The sequence below is a fragment of the Streptomyces lacrimifluminis genome, assembly GCF_014646095.1.
Taxonomy (GTDB): domain Bacteria; phylum Actinomycetota; class Actinomycetes; order Streptomycetales; family Streptomycetaceae; genus Streptomyces; species Streptomyces lacrimifluminis.
On sequence record NZ_BMMU01000009.1, the window covers coordinates 26,412 to 41,758 of the forward strand.

The following is a 15,347-nucleotide window of genomic DNA, read 5'->3' on the forward strand; positions in this document are numbered from 1 at the left end:
CCGCTCGACAGCCTGGACCCGACCGCCATGAAAGAGCCGAAGATGCCCCCGACGGCACCACCTGTGGACCAGCAAGCGGCTGCCCGCTTCGCCCCGGCCCGCCTGGACGTCGTAGACCTGACCGCCTCCTACCGGGGTCTGCCCGCGGTCGCCGACGTCAGCCTGACCATCGAACCGCACCGGGTGACCGCCCTCATCGGCCCCTCGGGCTGCGGCAAGTCGACGCTGCTGCGCTGTCTGAACGGCATGCATTTGATGGCGCCGCACGCCACCGTCACCGGCCAGGTTCTCCTCGGCGGCACCGACATCTACGACCCGCGCGTCAACCCGATCGAGATCCGCCGCCGGGTCGGCATGGTCTTCCAACGCCCCACCCCCTTCCCGACCATGTCCATCCGCGACAACGTCCTCGCGGGCGTGCACCTCGGGCGACGCCGAGGCCGCGGTACCCATGACGACCTGGTGGAACAGGCCCTGATGCGGGCTGGCCTGTGGAAGGAGGTCAGGAACCGGCTCAAGGCACCCGGCGGCGGGCTGTCTGGCGGTCAGCAGCAGCGGCTGTGCATCGCCCGCGCACTCGCCGTCGAGCCCGAGATCCTGCTCATGGACGAGCCGTGCTCGGCCCTCGACCCGATCTCCACCCTGGTCATCGAGGACCTGATCAAGGAGATCAGGGAGACCTGCACGGTCGTCATCGTCACCCACAACATGCAGCAGGCCGCCCGTGTTTCGGACACCACGGTGTTCCTGAACGTGGAGTACGCGGGCGTGCCGGGACGGCTGATCGAGGCTGGCCCCACGGAGCAGATCTTCAACGCCCCGCAGCAGCGGGCCACCGAGGACTACACCTCCGGCAGGTTCGGCTGACCGGCCCCGCGCGTGCGGGCGGTGCAAGCGCGGACGCGGAACTGCCCGGTATCCCACCGCAAGGCGCGGTTGGTACCGGGCAGCGTGAGGATCGCTCCTGGTCCTCAGCCGATGTGCTCGGCGAGCTCGCGCTCCAGGGCCGCCTTCGGCTTGGCCCCGACGATGGTCTGTACGACCTCGCCGCCGACGTACACGTTCATCGTCGGGATGGACATCACGCCGTACTTGACGGCGGTGTCCGGGTTCTCGTCGATGTTGAGCTTGACGATCTCGATCTGCTCACCGTGCTCGGCGGCGATCGCCTCCAGGGAGGGGGCGAGCTGACGGCACGGGCCGCACCAGGGCGCCCAGAAGTCGACGAGCACGGGCTTGTCGCTCTTGAGGACGTCCTGTTCGAAGGAGTCGTCGGTGACGTTCTTGAGGGCCATGGTGACCTTCTCTTGCGGGTGTAAGCGGGGTTATACGTACGGGTCGTACGGGTGGTCAGACCGCGACTGCGGTCTTGTCCGGCTTGGGCGTCTGCTCGGCGTCCCCGAGGGCGGCGAGGTACTTCTCGGCGTCGAGGGCGGCGGCGCAGCCGGAGCCGGCCGCCGTGATGGCCTGGCGGTAGGTGTGATCGACGACGTCGCCGGCGCCGAAGACACCGGGGATGTTCGTGCGGGTGGAGGGGGAGGCGACCTTGAGGTAGCCCTCGTCGTCCAGGTCGAGCTGGCCGGTGACCAGGTCGGTGCGCGGGTCGTGGCCGATGGCGACGAAGAGACCGGTGGCCGCGAGGCGGGAGGTCTCGCCGGTGACGGTGTCGCGCAGGGTGAGAGCGGCGAGTTTGCCGTCGGCCTCGTGGATCTCGGCGACCTCGCGCTGGAAGGCGAAGGAGATCTTCGGGTCGGCGAAGGCGCGGTCCTGCATGGACTTCGATGCGCGTAGGGTGTCGCGGCGGTGGACGATCGTCACCGACTTGGCGAAGCGGGAGAGGAAGGTGGCTTCCTCCATCGCGGTGTCGCCGCCGCCGACCACCACGATGTCGTGCTCGCGGAAGAAGAAACCGTCGCAGGTCGCGCAGTACGAGACACCCCGGCCGGACAGCGCGTCCTCGCCGGGCAGGCCCAGCTTGCGGTGCTGCGAGCCGGTCGCCACGATCACGGCCTTGGCGCGATGGATGGTCCCCGCGCTGTCGGTGACGGTCTTGACCGGGCCCGTGAGGTCGACCTCGACGATGTCGTCGGGGACGAGCTCGGCGCCGAAACGCTCGGCCTGGGCCCGCATGTTGTCCATCAGGTCCGGGCCCATGATGCCGTCGCGGAAGCCGGGGAAGTTCTCCACCTCGGTCGTCTGCACCAGCGCCCCGCCGGCCGTGACCGCGCCCTCGAAGACCAGCGGCTTCAGCGAGGCGCGGGCCGTGTAGAGGGCGGCGGTGTATCCGGCGGGGCCGGAGCCGACGACGATGACCTCGCGGACGTCCGTGCTCGTACTCATGCGGTCGGCTCCGGCGCGATCTCCTTGATCAGGCCCTCGATGAGCACCTTGATCTCGTCCCGGATCGGACGTACGGCCTCCACGCCCTGGCCCGCCGGGTCCTCCAGCTGCCAGTCCAGGTACCGCTTGCCGGGGAAGACGGGGCAGGTGTCGCCGCAGCCCATGGTGATGCAGACGTCGGACTCCTTCACGGCATCGACCGTGAGCATCTTCGGGACCTCGGCGGAGATGTCGATGCCGACCTCGGCCATGGCCTCGACGGCGGCCGGGTTGACGCCGGCGCCCGGGTTCGAGCCGGCGGAGCGGACCTCGACGCGGTCCCCGGCCAGGTGGGTCAGCCACGCGGCGGCCATCTGGGAGCGGCCGGCGTTGTGGACGCAGACGAAGAGCACGGAGGGCTTGTCGGACATCAGGAGGTCTCTCTTGTCTCACGACGGCATCAGGTGCAAATGAACTCAGCACCCGGTGGTGTCAGCCACCACTGATGTGAGAGTATCAGTCCATGATGACGTCAGTCGACACTGATCTGATGCGAGTCCTCGCCGACCCGCTCCGCCTCCAGATCGTCACCCTCCTCGCCAAGGAGACGCTCTGCTCCACGCACCTGATCGAAGAGACCGGTGCGAAGCAGACCAACGTCTCCAACCACCTGAGAGTGCTGCGCGAGGCCGGGGTGGTCGAGACGGAACCGTGCGGCCGATACACGTACTACAAGCTGCGCCACGACGTCATCGCCTCACTCGCCGGCCAGTTCGCCGACCTGGCCGCGTCCGCTCGCAATGCCGCCGAAAACAAGAGGGCCTGCCCGTGACCCCCACTGAAACAGCCGCGACCACCGAGGAGCCCTCGGTCGTCGCGAAGCTGTCGACGCTCGACCGCTTCCTCGCCGTCTGGATCCTTGTCGCCATGGCCCTGGGCCTCGGCCTCGGTCGCGCCATCCCCGGCCTGAACGACGCTCTGGCCAAGGTCGAGATCGGCGGCATCTCCCTGCCGATCGCCGTCGGCCTGCTGATCATGATGTACCCGGTCCTGGCCAAGGTCCGTTACGACAAGCTCGACGCCGTCACCGGCGACCGCAAGCTGATGGTCTCCTCGCTGGTCATCAATTGGATCGTCGGCCCGGCCATCATGTTCGCGCTGGCCTGGATCTTCCTTCCGGACCTGCCCGAGTACCGCACCGGCCTGATCATCGTCGGGCTCGCCCGCTGCATCGCCATGGTCATCATCTGGAACGACCTGGCCTGCGGCGACCGCGAGGCGGCGGCCGTTCTCGTCGCCCTCAACTCGGTCTTCCAGGTCATCGCGTTCGGCCTGCTGGGCTGGCTGTACCTCGACCTGCTGCCGGGCTGGCTCGGCCTGGGTGATGGCGAGCGCCTGGACATCTCCATGTGGAAGATCGCCCTGAACGTCGTCATCTTCCTCGGCGTCCCGCTGCTGGCCGGGTTCCTCACCCGCCGCATCGGGGAGAAGAAGCTCGGCCAGGAGAAGTACGAGTCCGACTTCCTCCCGAAGATCGGCCCGTGGGCCCTGTACGGCCTGCTCTTCACGATCGTCATCCTCTTCGCCCTGCAGGGAAAGACGATCACCTCCCAGCCGCTCGACGTGGCCCGCATCGCGCTCCCGCTGCTGGTGTACTTCGCGATCATGTGGTTCGGCACGTTCGCGCTGGGCAAGGCCATCGGCCTCGCCTACGACCGCACGGCGACCCTCGCCTTCACCGCGGCCGGCAACAACTTCGAGCTGGCCATCGCGGTAGCCATCGGCACCTTCGGCGTCACCTCCGGCCAGGCTCTCTCCGGTGTGGTCGGTCCGCTGATCGAGGTGCCGGTGCTGGTGGCGCTCGTCTACGTGTCCCTTGCCTGGCGCAAGAAGTTCACCGCCCGCGACGCCGAGCCGCTGGAGGCAACGCGGTGAACTGTCTGGACTGCGCCGACATCGGTGCGCAGGTCGCCGCGGTCGGCGTCTGCAGCCAGTGCGGAGCCGCCGTGTGCGCCGTCCACTGCGAAATCTCACAACAGTTCCTGACCTGTACGAAGCCAATCTCACGAACGCATGTCACCGACCCGCCGGTGCGGCGGCTGCTGTGCGGGCCGTGTGCCGGTGCACACCGCGCCCACGCGGCATGCTGCCCGCAGTCCGCGACCACCATCCACACCTCGTGACGCACACCCGGTCCGCGCAGGTGGTGGTGATCGGCGGCGGTCAAGCCGGCCTCGCCGCCGGCTACCACCTGCGCCGCCTCGGCCTGGACTTCGTCATCCTCGACGCCCAGGCCGAGCCGGGTGGCGCCTGGCAACACGCCTGGGACTCCCTGCACCTGTTCTCCCCGGCCGCGTACTCGTCGCTGCCGGGGCGACCTATGCCGGTCCAGACGGGCGAGACGTACCCCGAGGCGGGCCATGTGGTCGGCTATCTCACGGAGTACGAGCGCCGGTACGAGCTGCCGGTGCACCGGCCCGTGCGCGTCCTCGGGGTCCACCGGGACGGCGCACTCCTGCACGTCGAGACTGATTCCGGTGGCTGGCGCGCCCAGGCCGTCATCAGCGCCACCGGTACCTGGTGGCGCCCCTTCCTGCCTGCCGTCCCGGGGCGTGCCGAGTTCGTCGGGCGCCAGCTGCACACCGTCGAGTACCGCAGCCCGCGCGACTTCGCCGGGCAACGCGTCATCGTGGTCGGCGGCGGCAACTCCGGCGCGCAGATCGCCGCCGACCTTGCCTACGACACCGAACTGACCTGGGTCACCCAACGCCCGCCCCGCTTCCTCGCCGACGACATCGACGGCCGCGCCCTGTTCGACGTGGCCACCGCCCGCCGCCGTGCCCTGGACGAGGGCCGCACCGACACCGAAGGCGTGATGTCACTGGGCGACATCGTCGCCGTACCGCCGGTGCGGGAGGCCCGGGACGCCGGGCTGCTGAAGGTGTCGCCCATGTTCGTCCGCCTGGACCGCGACGGGATCGTCTGGGCCGACGGCACCCGAGCTCCGGCGGACGCGGTCATCTGGTGCACCGGCTTCCGCCCGGCCCTCTCGCACCTCGCACCCCTGGGCCTGCGCGGCCCGCGCGGTCACATCCCCACCGCGGGGACACGCGCTCTTGGCGAACCGCGCCTGCACCTGCTCGGCTACGGCGACTGGACCGGCCCCGCCTCCGCCACCCTCATCGGCGTGGGCCGCCCCGCCCGCGACGCGGCCCGCGAGATCGCCGAACTCCTCATGTCAGGAGGGTGATTCGTACGCCGTCAGCTCAAGTCGCCGACGACTCTGCGTACTTCGGCCGCCACGGACTCCGGCAGCGGCGCGCAGCCAAGTTCGGCCAGTGACTGCTGGCCCTCGTTGCTTGCGACATAGGTCAGGAACGACTTGAGGGCGGGCAGGGTCTCGGCCCGGTTGCCCCGGTCGCACACGATCTCGTAGCTGACCAGGACGATCGGATAGGCGCCCGCGACGGAGGTCCTGTAGTCGAACCTCAGCGGCATGTCCTTGCCCGTGCCGACCACTGTGGCGCCAGCGATACCCGCCGCCGCGGTCTGTTCGGTCGCCGCCACGGGTTCGGCCGCCCCTGTGTCGATGCGGACCGTCCGCAGCTCACGGGTGGCGGCGAACGAGAGCTCGAAGTAGCCGATGGACCCCGCCGTCGAGCCGACGGCGGACGCCACCGCGGCGGAGCCTGACGCGGAGGCGCTCTCCGTCCCCTGCCATATCAACTCCGCCTGGTACGGCCACGCCTTCGGAGCCGCACCCGCGAGATACGCCTGGAAGTTCTGGGTCGTACCCGTGTAGCCGGACTGGTGCACGGGACGGATGCGCAGGGAGGGCAGCTCGACGCCGGGGTTCAGCTTCCGGATGGCCGGATCGTCCCAGGTGGTGATCCGGGCGTCGAAGACTTTGGCGAGCGTCGTGGCGTCCAGCGTCAGGTTCTTGACGCCGGGTATGTGATAGCCGACCGCGATCGGAACGCCCACCATGGGCAGGCTGACGGCCCGCCCGCCCGGGCACACACCGTCCACGGGCTTGGGGTCCTGCGTGCCGACCGGGCTGTCGGCGCCGCCGAACGCGGTGTACCCCTGGAGGAACTGGCCGACTCCGCCACCGGTGCCCACCGGGTTGTAGGCGATCCGCACTGGCGGGCACGTCTGCTGGTACTGCCTGATCCAGTACGACATGGCGTTCGCCTGGGCGGTCGATCCCGAGCCGGGCAGCCGCCCCGTCCGGGCGCAGTCGATGTCGGCCACGGACTTGACGGTGACGGTCGTACGGTCATCGCCACTGACCGGATCGCCGAATCCGCAGCCCGCCACCAGCAACAGACCCACCGCGAGCCCGGCAACGGCGGCCGGAGTGCCCAGGCGGCTCCTGCGTGTCCCAGTTCGACGCTGCACCGCTGCCCCCTCACGTCACTGCGAACAGAACATAGATGCTTACCGATGTTTTGTGTGGCCGGACCACACCTACGCGAACTTCAGTTGACGCACTGCCGTACTCCCCATGGCGGCTCGGACAGACCGCAGCCTTCTCCGCGCAAGCTTCCCCAAGCACTATCGGCATGTCCGCGACAGCCCCGAAAGAGGGTCTGCCAGGTCCCCGACAGTAAGGAAGCGCCTGTGAGAACGACGCACCGCACCCCGCGAAGAGCCGCAGCACTCGCCTCGGGCATCGCGCTGATCGCCCTCCTCGCCGCAGCCCCTTCAGAGGCGACCGGTCTGCCGACGGTGACCGCGACCAGCGAGACCGCCGCCCTCTACGACGACGAGGCGGGGGGCAACTCCGACGCGGACGACCCGGCGATCTGGCGCAACGCCGCCGATCCCGGTCGCAGTCTCGTCGTCGCCACCGCCAAGGAGGGCGGTCTGCGGGTCTACGACCTGGACGCACACCTGGTGCAGTCACTGCCCGCCCCGCACCCACCCGCCGAGGATGACGCCCCGGGCCGTTTCAACAACGTCGACCTCGTCTCCGGTCTGCGCACGACGTCCGGCCGGACCGACGTGGTGGTGGTGAGCGACCGGGGCAACGACCGCCTGCGGATCTACCGCGTCGACCCGTCGCAGCCGGGCGGCCCGCTGACGGACATCACCGACCCGGCCGCCGCCCCGGTGTTCTCCGCCGACCAGGCCGAGATCAACGACCAGCGGACCGCGTACGGCCTGGCCACCTGGACGAACAAGGCCACCGGACGCACGTACGCACTGGTCAGCCGGCGCGAACGCACCCGCCTCGCCCTCCTCGAACTCACCCCGGCCGCGGGCGGCAAGGTCGGCTACCGCAAGGTCCGCACCCTCGACCTGCCGTCCTCCTTCCGTCTGCCGAACGGCACGTCGTGGAGCCCCTGCCTGGAGCCCGGCGAACTCCCGCAGGTCGAGGGCATGGTTGTCGACCCGGCCACCGGCACCCTCTACGCCGGCCAGGAGGACATCGGCATCTGGCGACTGCGCGCCGACCTCACCGGCAAGCCGGTCCTGGTGGACAAGGTCAAGGAGTACGGCGTTCCCGGCGCCTACGACGAGGAGACCGAGGAGTGCACGCCGGGCTCCGACCCCGGCTACGGCGGCAAGCACCTCGCGGCCGACGTCGAGGGCCTGACCCTGTTCCAGGAACGGGACGGCGACGGCTACCTGCTCGCCTCCGGCCAGGGCGACAACACCTTCGCCCTGTACGACCGTGAGGTGAGCGAGGGCAACGAGTACGAGGGCGGATTCCGGATCGGAGCCGCGACGCAGACGCTCGACAGCGTGGAGGAGTGCGACGGCGCCGCTGTCCTCAACGCCCCGCTGGGGGCTCGTTACCCGCGCGGCCTGCTCGTCGTCCAGGACGGTCAGGAGGCCCCGGGGGTGCCGGACGGGGAGGGCGGCACGCGCACGGCGACCGGGTTCAAGTTCGTCGACCTCGGCGCCGTGGTGGACGCCGCCCGCATGTGACCGTCTACGGCCGCCGGGCGCATTCCCGGCGGCCGTACTCGCTGCTCAGCCCAGATTGCCGAGCATCTTCCCCAGGGCTGCCACCACCGACGGCTCCACCCGGTAGTACACCCACGTACCGCGCCGCTCGGAAGTGAGCAGACCGGCCTCCCTGAGCTTCTTCAGGTGGTGGGAGACGGTCGGCTGGGAGACCCCGACGTCGGAGATGTCGCACACGCACGCCTCGCCGCCCGCATGCGAGGCGACCGCCGAGAACAGCCGCAGCCGGACAGGGTCGCCGAGTGCCTTGAACATCCGGGCGGTCCGCTCGGCCTCCTCAGCGGTGAACGGCCGCTCCGTCAGCGGCGGGCAGCACGGCACCACAGCCTCGGGGGCCTCGGGTTCCAGCAGCGGCAGCACCTTGAGGTTCGACATATGTCTATGTTGACACACGTCAAACCAGTGCGGCCGGGATGGTGGATCGATCAGTGCCGGTGCAGACGGGCGGCAAGGCGGTGGGCCACGCGGGCCGCGTCCCGGCCGACCCCGCGCAGGGAGTTCGAGGACAGGCTCCGCTGCCATTCCAGGCCGACGTACGCCAGCCCCGGATGCGTCAGGGGCAACCCTTCGCGGTGAAGGGGGTGCCCGTGCTCGTCGAGTGCGCCCAGCGAGGCGAGGTATGGCAGGTCGGGACGGTAGCCGGTGGCCAACAGGATCGTGTCGACCGCCTCGGTGCTGCCGTCGGCCCAGGTCACCTTGATGCCGTCGATGCCGGTGAACACCGGGCGCCGGTCCGGGGCACCGGCCGCGACCGCGGCCCGGTAACGGCCGTCGTCGATGACCGGTTGCGTGGGCGGCGTGCGCAGGAACCGGCCAACGGGGAGCGTGTCCAGCCCCGTGCGGGTCAGCCACCAGTGCAGGTCACGGCCCAGGGTGCGCCGGCGGGCGAAGCGGACAGGATGCCGTGCCGCCAGGGTGACACGGGCCTGCGCGGCCAGTTCGGCGGCGATCTGCACGGCGGAGTTCCCTGCCCCGACGACCACTATCCGCTGCCCGGCGTACGGCTCGGGCGTTCGGTACTCGGCCGCGTGCAGCACCGAGCCGGTGAAGCCCTCCAGCCCGGGAAGCGCCGGGTGATGGGGGCGGCCGAAGGTGCCGGATGCCGCGACCACGGCCCGCGTGGACAGGCGGTCGCCGTCTTCGAGAGTGAGGGCGAAGCCGCTGTTGTCTGCTCGCACTTCCCGTACGCGGGTCCCTGTACGGATGTCGGCGTCCAGGTGCTCGGCGTATCGCAGCAGATAGGCGACGACCTCGTCCCGGTGCGGGTAGCGGTCCGGGTCGCCCCCGAAGGGCATGCCAGGCAGGGCGCTGTACCCGGCGGGAGAGAAGAGGGTGAGGCTGTCGTAGTAGCGCGGCCACGACCCGGACGTCTCCGTGGACGCCTCCAGCACCACAGGCTGAAGCCCCTGCCGGAGAAGGGCGTGCGCGGTGGCCAGTCCGGACTGGCCACCCCCGATCACTGCGACATCGATGCGCTCCATGTGCGATCCCCGAGTTCGATGAGTGTCTATGTTGACGTTTATCGAATCAGGTGGCATGCTGGCAGCGCAAGAGATCGACGGATGTCGAAGCAAAGGGGAAGTCCAGTGAGCACGCCCACCACCGACCAGCTGCCCGTCGTGGTCGTCGGAGCCGGCCCTGTCGGCCTGGCCGCCGCCGCCCGCCTCGTCGAGCGCGGCCTCGAACCGCTGGTCCTGGAGGCCGGCCCGACCGCCGGCAGCGCAGTGCGGGAGTGGTCGCACGTGCGGCTGTTCTCCACCTGGGGCGAGGTCGTCGACCCCGCCGCAGAGAAGCTGCTGGCCCCGACCGGCTGGGTGCGCCCGGATGCCGCCACGTACCCCACCGGCGGCGACTGGGCCGAGCAGTACCTCCAGCCGCTGGCCGACGAGCTCGGCGAGAGGGTCCGTTACGGCGCGCAGGTGACGGGTGTCGCCCGCGTCGGCCGCGACCGCATCGTCGACGCGGGTCGCGACGAGCAGCCCTTCACCGTGCACATCCGCACAGCGGACGGCCGCGAGGAGCGCATCACCGCCCACGCGGTCGTCGACGCTTCCGGCACCTGGTCCGGCCCCGCCCCTCTGGGCGCGAACGGCCTGCCCGCCCTCGGCGAGAAGACGGCAGCCGACCGCATCTCCTACCGTGTCCCCGACCTCAACGACCTGGCCGTCCGCGCCCGTTACGCGGGCAAGCGCACCGCGGTCGTCGGATCCGGCGCCTCCGCCTTCACCGCCCTCGCCTACCTGGCCGACCTGGCGAAGGGCGAGGGCGGGACGCACGCGGTATGGATCCTGCGGCGGGGCATCAGCACGAACACGTACGGCGGCGGCGAGGCCGACGAGCTTCCGGCCCGCGGCGCCCTCGGCCTGCGCGCCAAGGCCGCTGTCGAAAGCGGCCACGCGAGTGCAGCCACCGGTTTCCGCACCGAGGCCGTCGAACGCGATGCCGACGGCCGAGTCGTTCTGATCGCCGATGACGGTCGCCGTTTGGACCCGGTCGACGAGGTCATCGTCCTGACCGGCTTCCGCCCGGACCTCTCCTTCCTCTCCGAGATCCGCCTGGGCCTGGACGACCGCCTCCAGGCCCCGACCGCCCTGGCCCCGCTCATCGACCCCAACGTCCACTCCTGCGGCACGGTCTACCCACACGGCGTGAAGGAGCTTTCCCACCCGGACCAGGGCGTCTACCTGGTCGGCATGAAGTCCTACGGCCGTGCCCCCACGTTCCTCGCGATGACCGGCTACGAGCAGGTCCGCTCGATCGCGGCGGCGCTCGCCGGCGACCAGGAGGCGGCCGAGCGCGTCGAGTTGACCCTCCCGGAGACCGGAGTGTGCGGCGGCGCGGGCCTGTTCGACGACCCCGAGGCCGCCCAGAGCAGCGAAGGCGGCGGCTGCTGCGCGGCTCCGGCCACCCTGGAGATCGGCATCGGCGCCCCAGCCTCCTCCGGCGGCTGCTGACCGCCGTGCCCCAGGCCCTTTCCCGCGAGGCCGCGACCGGAACCGGGGACCGGTCGCGGCCTCGCGCGGTCCTTCCCGCCCTGTGCGCAACCCAGATCACCAGCTGGGGCATCGTCTACTACGCGTTCCCGGTCCTCAACGCCCACATCACCGCCGACACTGGCTGGTCGACGACCACCACGACCGGAGCCTTCTCGGCCGCCTTGGTCGTCTCCGCGCTCGCGGGAATACCCGTAGGCCGCATCCTCGACCGCCGCGGACCGCGTGCCGTGATGACCACCGGGTCACTGCTCGGCGTGGCCGCCGTACTGGCCATCGCGCACGCGCCCAACCCGGCCGCGTTCACTGCGGCTTGGCTACTGGCCGGCATGGCGATGGCCGCGACCTTCTACCAGCCCGCCTTCGCCGCCCTCACTCGCTGGTGGGGAGAGGATCGCATCCGCGCCCTCACGATCGTCACCCTCGCCGGCGGCCTGGCCTCCACCGCCTTCGCACCCCTCACGGCCACCCTCGCCGAACACCTCGGCTGGCGCACCACGTACACGGTCCTGGCGGTGATCCTCGGGGTCGTCACCATCCCCGCCCATGCCCTCGCCCTGCGCGCTCCCTGGCCGCCCGCATCAGTACCCCCGACTCAGCAGACGGGCGGGAGCAGGTCAGTTGCCCGAAGCCGTCCCTTCGTCCTGCTCGCCGTCGCACTCACTCTCAACGGCTTCGCGATGTACGCCGTCGTCATCGCCCTCGTCCCCCTCCTCACCGAACGCGGCGCGAGCCCCACCGCAGCAGCCTGGGCCCTCGGCCTCGGCGGCGCCGGCCAGACTCTCGGCCGAACCCTTTACACCACCCTCGCCCGCCACACCGGTGTCACCACCCGCACGGTCACACTGATCGCCGCAGGCGGAGCCACCACCTTCGCCCTCGCCATCACGCCGGGCCCGTACCTCCTCCTGCTCTTCCTGGGCATCGTGGCCGGCATGGTTCGCGGCAACCTCACCCTCCTCCAGGCCACTGCCGTCACCGACCGCTGGGGTACGAGTGACTACGGCCGCCTCTCGGGCATCCTGGCCGCTCCCGTCACCATCGCCAGCGCGCTGGCACCGTTCGCCGGGGCCGCCTTGGCGGATGAACTCGGGGGTTACTCGGCGCTCTTCGTGGCGCTTGCCGGAATCTCGGCCTCCGCCAGTCTGTTGGCCACCGCTTCCAGCCGGTACTGATACAGGTGAGCAGTGCGGTGATGTACGAGCCCGTCTGCACAGGACCGGGAATCAGCCAAGGCGAGTAGATGCGGAAGCGCTGGGTGCGTTCCCACAGGGGGAGGACGGACTCCTGGGCCTGCTTCAGGCCGGTGCGCTCCATCCGGCGCCACTCGACGTACATGCCCTCGATGCCCCGGGCCGTCGAGACGAGATCCTCGACCGCGCTCTGTGCACCGCAAGCAGTACCCACGCACGAAGGTCGCGCTCCGAGGGCGGGCGGGTGCCGCTCTCGAAGCGCGAACACTTCGACTCGTGCCAGCCGAGACTGTTGGCCAACGCTCGCTTGGTGAGCCCGGCTTCGAGCCGGATTTCGCTCAGGCGCTTCCCGAGGGCCCTGCGGGCTTCCTGAACGCTCGAAGATGGCGATGTCATGTCGCTGCGAGGTGCCGTTCGAACTGTCAGGCCGGCTGGAACTCTGCGTGGGGTGTTGCCCGTGCCCACACGGACTCGAAGGCCGACTCGCAGAGCTTCGCGACCTCAGGGTCTTCGGTGAGTTCCATCTCCATGTTCTCGCCGTCGCCGTCGAAGTGGTTGACGAGGACGAGGCTGGAGTCGAAAAGCCAGAAGTCGTTGCCCGGAAGAGCGATGCCAGTGGCGTTGCGCCGGGAGAGCCAGCGGACGTCTTCGCCTGCGGCGATGTTCAGGCCGTGCGTCACGTCGTACTCGAAGCGGATGTACTCGCTGACGGGCGTCGACACGACGCGGGCCCGACGGACCTCGACGCCTCGCGAGGTCGCCTCAGTGACGATGCTGTGCCAGTCGCCCCAGCGCTCGGCGGGGTCGAGCGTCGTACCGGCCGTCCAGTCGATGAAGGCAGGATCCGACTTCATGTAGGCGTCGCGCATCTCCAGATGGACGGCCGTCCGCCGGCAGTCGCGGAACAGTTCCTCAAACGTCGGGGTCCTCATCAGCCTTCTTCACCTCCAGGAAGAACTGCACCATGCGCCGAGGGATCTCCACCACCGACTCATGACCGGGGATGTCCATCTGCCCGAGGCGCTCGGCGTCCTCCACCTTCAGCCCCTGCACGAGGTAGCTGTCCTTCTCCTCGTCGAGGTAGATGGTGGGGGATCCGCCACTGGGACTCTCCGGGTCCTTACCGAGCCTACGCAGGGCCATGATGCCCTCCTCCGATGCCGGTAACGATCTCTGTGCCAGGGCTTGCCCGTAACGGTGCCGTGAAACGAGGAACTTGCCGAAACTTGCCAGGCATATGGAAGTTGACCTTGCGTGGCCGGGGGTTGGGGCCACGAGCCGCAGGCCCGCCGGGGGACCCCTGGGATGGCCGGATTCAATTGCTGTCCGCGCCTCCTCGCTGGGAATCCTTGGTCGATGCAAGCGGGCGCGGATCACCGCAACGATTCACCAGTTCGCCGGAGGCAGACGGGGAAGATCCCGAAACTACTGGTGCTCTGCGGACGGGCATGTCAACGTGGACGACCTTGTGAAACCGCAGGCCAACGACGGTCGGTAACCGATCTCAAGCGCACGGAGGCGCCCCTGCACCCGCACCATTCCAGCGACCCTTCCCGTCCCGACTCGCCGGACCCCGTGTACTGGGTTACCCCGCGCCACCTCGCCGGTGATGACAGTGTTCTCGCCGAGCGGATCGGCGACACCCTGGCCAGTCTCGGCTGGCGCATGTGGCCCACGGCCCGCCACACCCTGCTGTACGTGAGTCCGGACGGGTTGTGCGGCGCCGAGTGGATCCTCGCGGCCTACCCGTTCGAGCTGGGCGGACTGCCCGTTGCCTGGCAGTTGAGCGTCCGCCCGCATGCTGCCTTCGCGCTGGCGGAGTGGAATGCGTACTTCACCGCTGGTGTCCCTCCCGAGGCACTCGCCGATCTCCTCATAGCGCTCGACGCCCGCGAGGCGCCCCACGTCAGCTTCGACGGGCCCGAGACGGTCATCAACGCGCTCAGCGCCCGGGGCTGGATCCGCGACGTGGACCGCCCCCGCACCACCGCCACGGACCCCGGATTGTCCTCCAGCGTCTCCCTGGAGATGGTGCCGCCGCTCATCGAGGACGCCGACCCCCGCCCTGACCTGGTCGGCTGGCAGGCGTGGGCGGAACCCGTGCTCGGGGCCTCGTACCTGTGGTGCGCGAGCTTCAGCGCCAGCGTCCCCCACGACTTGGTGGCCGTGTTCGGGTCATCGCTTGCCTCACCGGTCCCGGTGCCCCGCCACACCGTGCCCAAGAACTCCGAGGGCCGGCTCACCATCGTTCGCCGCAGCTGACGATCTGCGCCCTGATGGAGCCGCAGGTGTGCTGCGCGTCGCTGAGGTTCCTGGAGCGGCAGCAGCCAGACGTATGAGGCACATTCCCTGCGCCCGCCCGATGACAGAGAGGAAGAGATCTTGTTCTTTCGACGGGCTCGCGAGGACCGCGCATTGCGCGAAGCCCAGCGTGCCGGCTACGCGCTCCTGCTGCAGCTGCAGGCCACACAGGCGTGGCGCGACTTCCCCGAGCCGACCTCACCGGCTCCAGCGCCGGCTGTGGAGGGATCAGCGGTGAGAGACCTCCTGCCGCCGCAGTTGCGGGTGCCGTCACGCCAGGAGGTGGCCGGGCTGATGATGCGCTGGGAGCAGCCGCTCGTCGTCGACGGCGAGATCCGTACGTGTCCCGGGTGCGGCGCGTACCGGGACTGGATCGTCTTCTGCATGCGCGACGACTCGATATGGCTGCGTTGCCGGGCCGGCCACGAGACGAAGGAGCCCGGCCTGGACGCGGCCTCGTACAACCGCAACTCCGGTCCGGTCAACCGGTTCCACCGCACCCTCGAAGAGGGTCTGCGCCACCTCGGCCACTGAACCAGTGGAGCAGCCAACTGCTCACCAAAGC

At 69.9% G+C, this 15,347-nt stretch carries 19 protein-coding genes; 10 read left to right on the forward strand and 9 right to left on the reverse strand.

Annotated features, from left to right (window positions below; translation table 11 throughout):
* Positions 1–42: 42 nt before the first annotated feature.
* Positions 43–867: a phosphate ABC transporter ATP-binding protein gene (locus IEY89_RS15600; protein WP_189148195.1), complete on the forward strand. Its 825-nt coding sequence runs from the start codon at positions 43–45 to the stop codon at positions 865–867.
* Positions 868–971: 104 nt separating this feature from the next.
* Here IEY89_RS15600 and trxA read toward each other — a convergent pair whose 3' ends face one another.
* Genes trxA through IEY89_RS15615 form a run of 3 tightly spaced genes read right to left on the reverse strand, consistent with a single transcriptional unit; the run spans position 972 to position 2,750 of the window.
* Positions 972–1,295, reverse strand: a complete 324-nt coding sequence (gene trxA, locus IEY89_RS15605) for a thioredoxin (RefSeq protein WP_189147992.1) — start codon at positions 1,293–1,295, stop codon at positions 972–974.
* Positions 1,296–1,350: 55 nt separating this feature from the next.
* Positions 1,351–2,340: a thioredoxin-disulfide reductase gene (gene trxB, locus IEY89_RS15610; protein WP_189147993.1), complete on the reverse strand. Its 990-nt coding sequence runs from the start codon at positions 2,338–2,340 to the stop codon at positions 1,351–1,353.
* Positions 2,337–2,750 (reverse strand): arsenate reductase ArsC, encoded by a 414-nt coding sequence (locus IEY89_RS15615; protein ID WP_189147994.1) that lies wholly within the window; start codon positions 2,748–2,750, stop codon positions 2,337–2,339. The genes trxB and IEY89_RS15615 overlap by 4 nt, the downstream gene beginning before the upstream one ends.
* Before the next feature lie 92 nt (positions 2,751–2,842).
* Here IEY89_RS15615 and IEY89_RS15620 point away from each other — a divergent pair, with 92 nt between their 5' ends.
* Genes IEY89_RS15620 through IEY89_RS15635 form a run of 4 tightly spaced genes read left to right on the forward strand, consistent with a single transcriptional unit; the run spans position 2,843 to position 5,569 of the window.
* On the forward strand, positions 2,843–3,151 hold the full coding sequence (locus tag IEY89_RS15620) for an ArsR/SmtB family transcription factor (protein WP_189147995.1): 309 nt from the start codon (positions 2,843–2,845) through the stop codon (positions 3,149–3,151).
* Positions 3,148–4,254 carry an ACR3 family arsenite efflux transporter gene (gene arsB, locus IEY89_RS15625; protein WP_189147996.1) on the forward strand — a complete coding sequence of 369 codons (1,107 nt, stop codon included), beginning with the start codon at positions 3,148–3,150 and terminating at the stop codon, positions 4,252–4,254. The genes IEY89_RS15620 and arsB overlap by 4 nt, the downstream gene beginning before the upstream one ends.
* Positions 4,251–4,502, forward strand: a complete 252-nt coding sequence (locus tag IEY89_RS15630; RefSeq protein WP_189147997.1) for a DUF2180 family protein — start codon at positions 4,251–4,253, stop codon at positions 4,500–4,502. The genes arsB and IEY89_RS15630 overlap by 4 nt, the downstream gene beginning before the upstream one ends.
* Positions 4,499–5,569 carry an ArsO family NAD(P)H-dependent flavin-containing monooxygenase gene (locus IEY89_RS15635; RefSeq protein WP_229695244.1) on the forward strand — a complete coding sequence of 357 codons (1,071 nt, stop codon included), beginning with the start codon at positions 4,499–4,501 and terminating at the stop codon, positions 5,567–5,569. The genes IEY89_RS15630 and IEY89_RS15635 overlap by 4 nt, the downstream gene beginning before the upstream one ends.
* A gap of 11 nt (positions 5,570–5,580) precedes the next feature.
* On the opposite strand, the gene pstS is transcribed toward IEY89_RS15635, so the two are convergent.
* Positions 5,581–6,720: a phosphate ABC transporter substrate-binding protein PstS gene (gene pstS, locus IEY89_RS15640; protein ID WP_229695245.1), complete on the reverse strand. Its 1,140-nt coding sequence runs from the start codon at positions 6,718–6,720 to the stop codon at positions 5,581–5,583.
* Positions 6,721–6,942: 222 nt separating this feature from the next.
* Here pstS and IEY89_RS15645 point away from each other — a divergent pair, with 222 nt between their 5' ends.
* Positions 6,943–8,256 carry a phytase gene (locus IEY89_RS15645; RefSeq protein WP_189147999.1) on the forward strand — a complete coding sequence of 438 codons (1,314 nt, stop codon included), beginning with the start codon at positions 6,943–6,945 and terminating at the stop codon, positions 8,254–8,256.
* A gap of 45 nt (positions 8,257–8,301) precedes the next feature.
* Here IEY89_RS15645 and IEY89_RS15650 read toward each other — a convergent pair whose 3' ends face one another.
* Both IEY89_RS15650 and IEY89_RS15655 read right to left on the reverse strand, forming a co-directional pair.
* Positions 8,302–8,670, reverse strand: a complete 369-nt coding sequence (locus IEY89_RS15650; protein WP_189148000.1) for an ArsR/SmtB family transcription factor — start codon at positions 8,668–8,670, stop codon at positions 8,302–8,304.
* Between the two features lie 50 nt (positions 8,671–8,720).
* Positions 8,721–9,776: a flavin-containing monooxygenase gene (locus IEY89_RS15655; RefSeq protein WP_189148001.1), complete on the reverse strand. Its 1,056-nt coding sequence runs from the start codon at positions 9,774–9,776 to the stop codon at positions 8,721–8,723.
* A gap of 105 nt (positions 9,777–9,881) precedes the next feature.
* Between IEY89_RS15655 and IEY89_RS15660 the strand changes: the two genes are divergently transcribed.
* A complete protein-coding gene (locus tag IEY89_RS15660) occupies positions 9,882–11,249 on the forward strand; it encodes an NAD(P)-binding domain-containing protein (RefSeq protein WP_229695246.1) in 1,368 nt (455 codons plus the stop codon).
* Positions 11,250–11,395: 146 nt separating this feature from the next.
* Positions 11,396–12,463 (forward strand): MFS transporter, encoded by a 1,068-nt coding sequence (locus IEY89_RS15665; RefSeq protein ID WP_373287248.1) that lies wholly within the window; start codon positions 11,396–11,398, stop codon positions 12,461–12,463.
* Between the two features lie 123 nt (positions 12,464–12,586).
* On the opposite strand, the gene IEY89_RS15670 is transcribed toward IEY89_RS15665, so the two are convergent.
* From IEY89_RS15670 to IEY89_RS15680, 3 genes are read right to left on the reverse strand one after another with little or no spacing between them, the layout of a single operon-like run.
* Entirely contained in the window at positions 12,587–12,877 is a 291-nt protein-coding gene (locus IEY89_RS15670) for a helix-turn-helix domain-containing protein (protein WP_308437439.1), read from the reverse strand.
* 26 nt (positions 12,878–12,903) lie between these two features.
* Positions 12,904–13,416 (reverse strand): DUF6879 family protein, encoded by a 513-nt coding sequence (locus IEY89_RS15675; protein WP_189148198.1) that lies wholly within the window; start codon positions 13,414–13,416, stop codon positions 12,904–12,906.
* A complete protein-coding gene (locus IEY89_RS15680; protein WP_189148003.1) occupies positions 13,394–13,624 on the reverse strand; it encodes a hypothetical protein in 231 nt (76 codons plus the stop codon). The genes IEY89_RS15675 and IEY89_RS15680 overlap by 23 nt, the downstream gene beginning before the upstream one ends.
* A 432-nt stretch (positions 13,625–14,056) precedes the next feature.
* On the opposite strand from IEY89_RS15680, the gene IEY89_RS15685 reads away from it, so the two are divergent.
* Complete coding sequence (locus IEY89_RS15685) at positions 14,057–14,743, forward strand: SPDY domain-containing protein (RefSeq protein WP_189148004.1); 687 nt, start codon at positions 14,057–14,059, stop codon at positions 14,741–14,743.
* Between the two features lie 153 nt (positions 14,744–14,896).
* Positions 14,897–15,316 carry a hypothetical protein gene (locus tag IEY89_RS15690; RefSeq protein ID WP_229695247.1) on the forward strand — a complete coding sequence of 140 codons (420 nt, stop codon included), beginning with the start codon at positions 14,897–14,899 and terminating at the stop codon, positions 15,314–15,316.
* Positions 15,317–15,347: the final 31 nt, after the last annotated feature.

What these genes read in the sequence shown, in the direction of transcription:
- IEY89_RS15600 (WP_189148195.1), top strand. Translation starts at nt 43, where the DNA reads ATGCCCCCGACGGCACCACCTGTGGACCAGCAAGCGGCTGCCCGCTTC.
- trxA (WP_189147992.1), bottom strand. Translation starts at nt 1,295, where the DNA reads ATGGCCCTCAAGAACGTCACCGACGACTCCTTCGAACAGGACGTCCTC.
- trxB (WP_189147993.1), bottom strand. Translation starts at nt 2,340, where the DNA reads ATGAGTACGAGCACGGACGTCCGCGAGGTCATCGTCGTCGGCTCCGGC.
- IEY89_RS15615 (WP_189147994.1), bottom strand. Translation starts at nt 2,750, where the DNA reads ATGTCCGACAAGCCCTCCGTGCTCTTCGTCTGCGTCCACAACGCCGGC.
- IEY89_RS15620 (WP_189147995.1), top strand. Translation starts at nt 2,843, where the DNA reads ATGATGACGTCAGTCGACACTGATCTGATGCGAGTCCTCGCCGACCCG.
- IEY89_RS15650 (WP_189148000.1), bottom strand. Translation starts at nt 8,670, where the DNA reads ATGTCGAACCTCAAGGTGCTGCCGCTGCTGGAACCCGAGGCCCCCGAG.
- IEY89_RS15655 (WP_189148001.1), bottom strand. Translation starts at nt 9,776, where the DNA reads ATGGAGCGCATCGATGTCGCAGTGATCGGGGGTGGCCAGTCCGGACTG.
- IEY89_RS15670 (WP_308437439.1), bottom strand. Translation starts at nt 12,877, where the DNA reads ATGACATCGCCATCTTCGAGCGTTCAGGAAGCCCGCAGGGCCCTCGGG.
- IEY89_RS15680 (WP_189148003.1), bottom strand. Translation starts at nt 13,624, where the DNA reads ATGGCCCTGCGTAGGCTCGGTAAGGACCCGGAGAGTCCCAGTGGCGGA.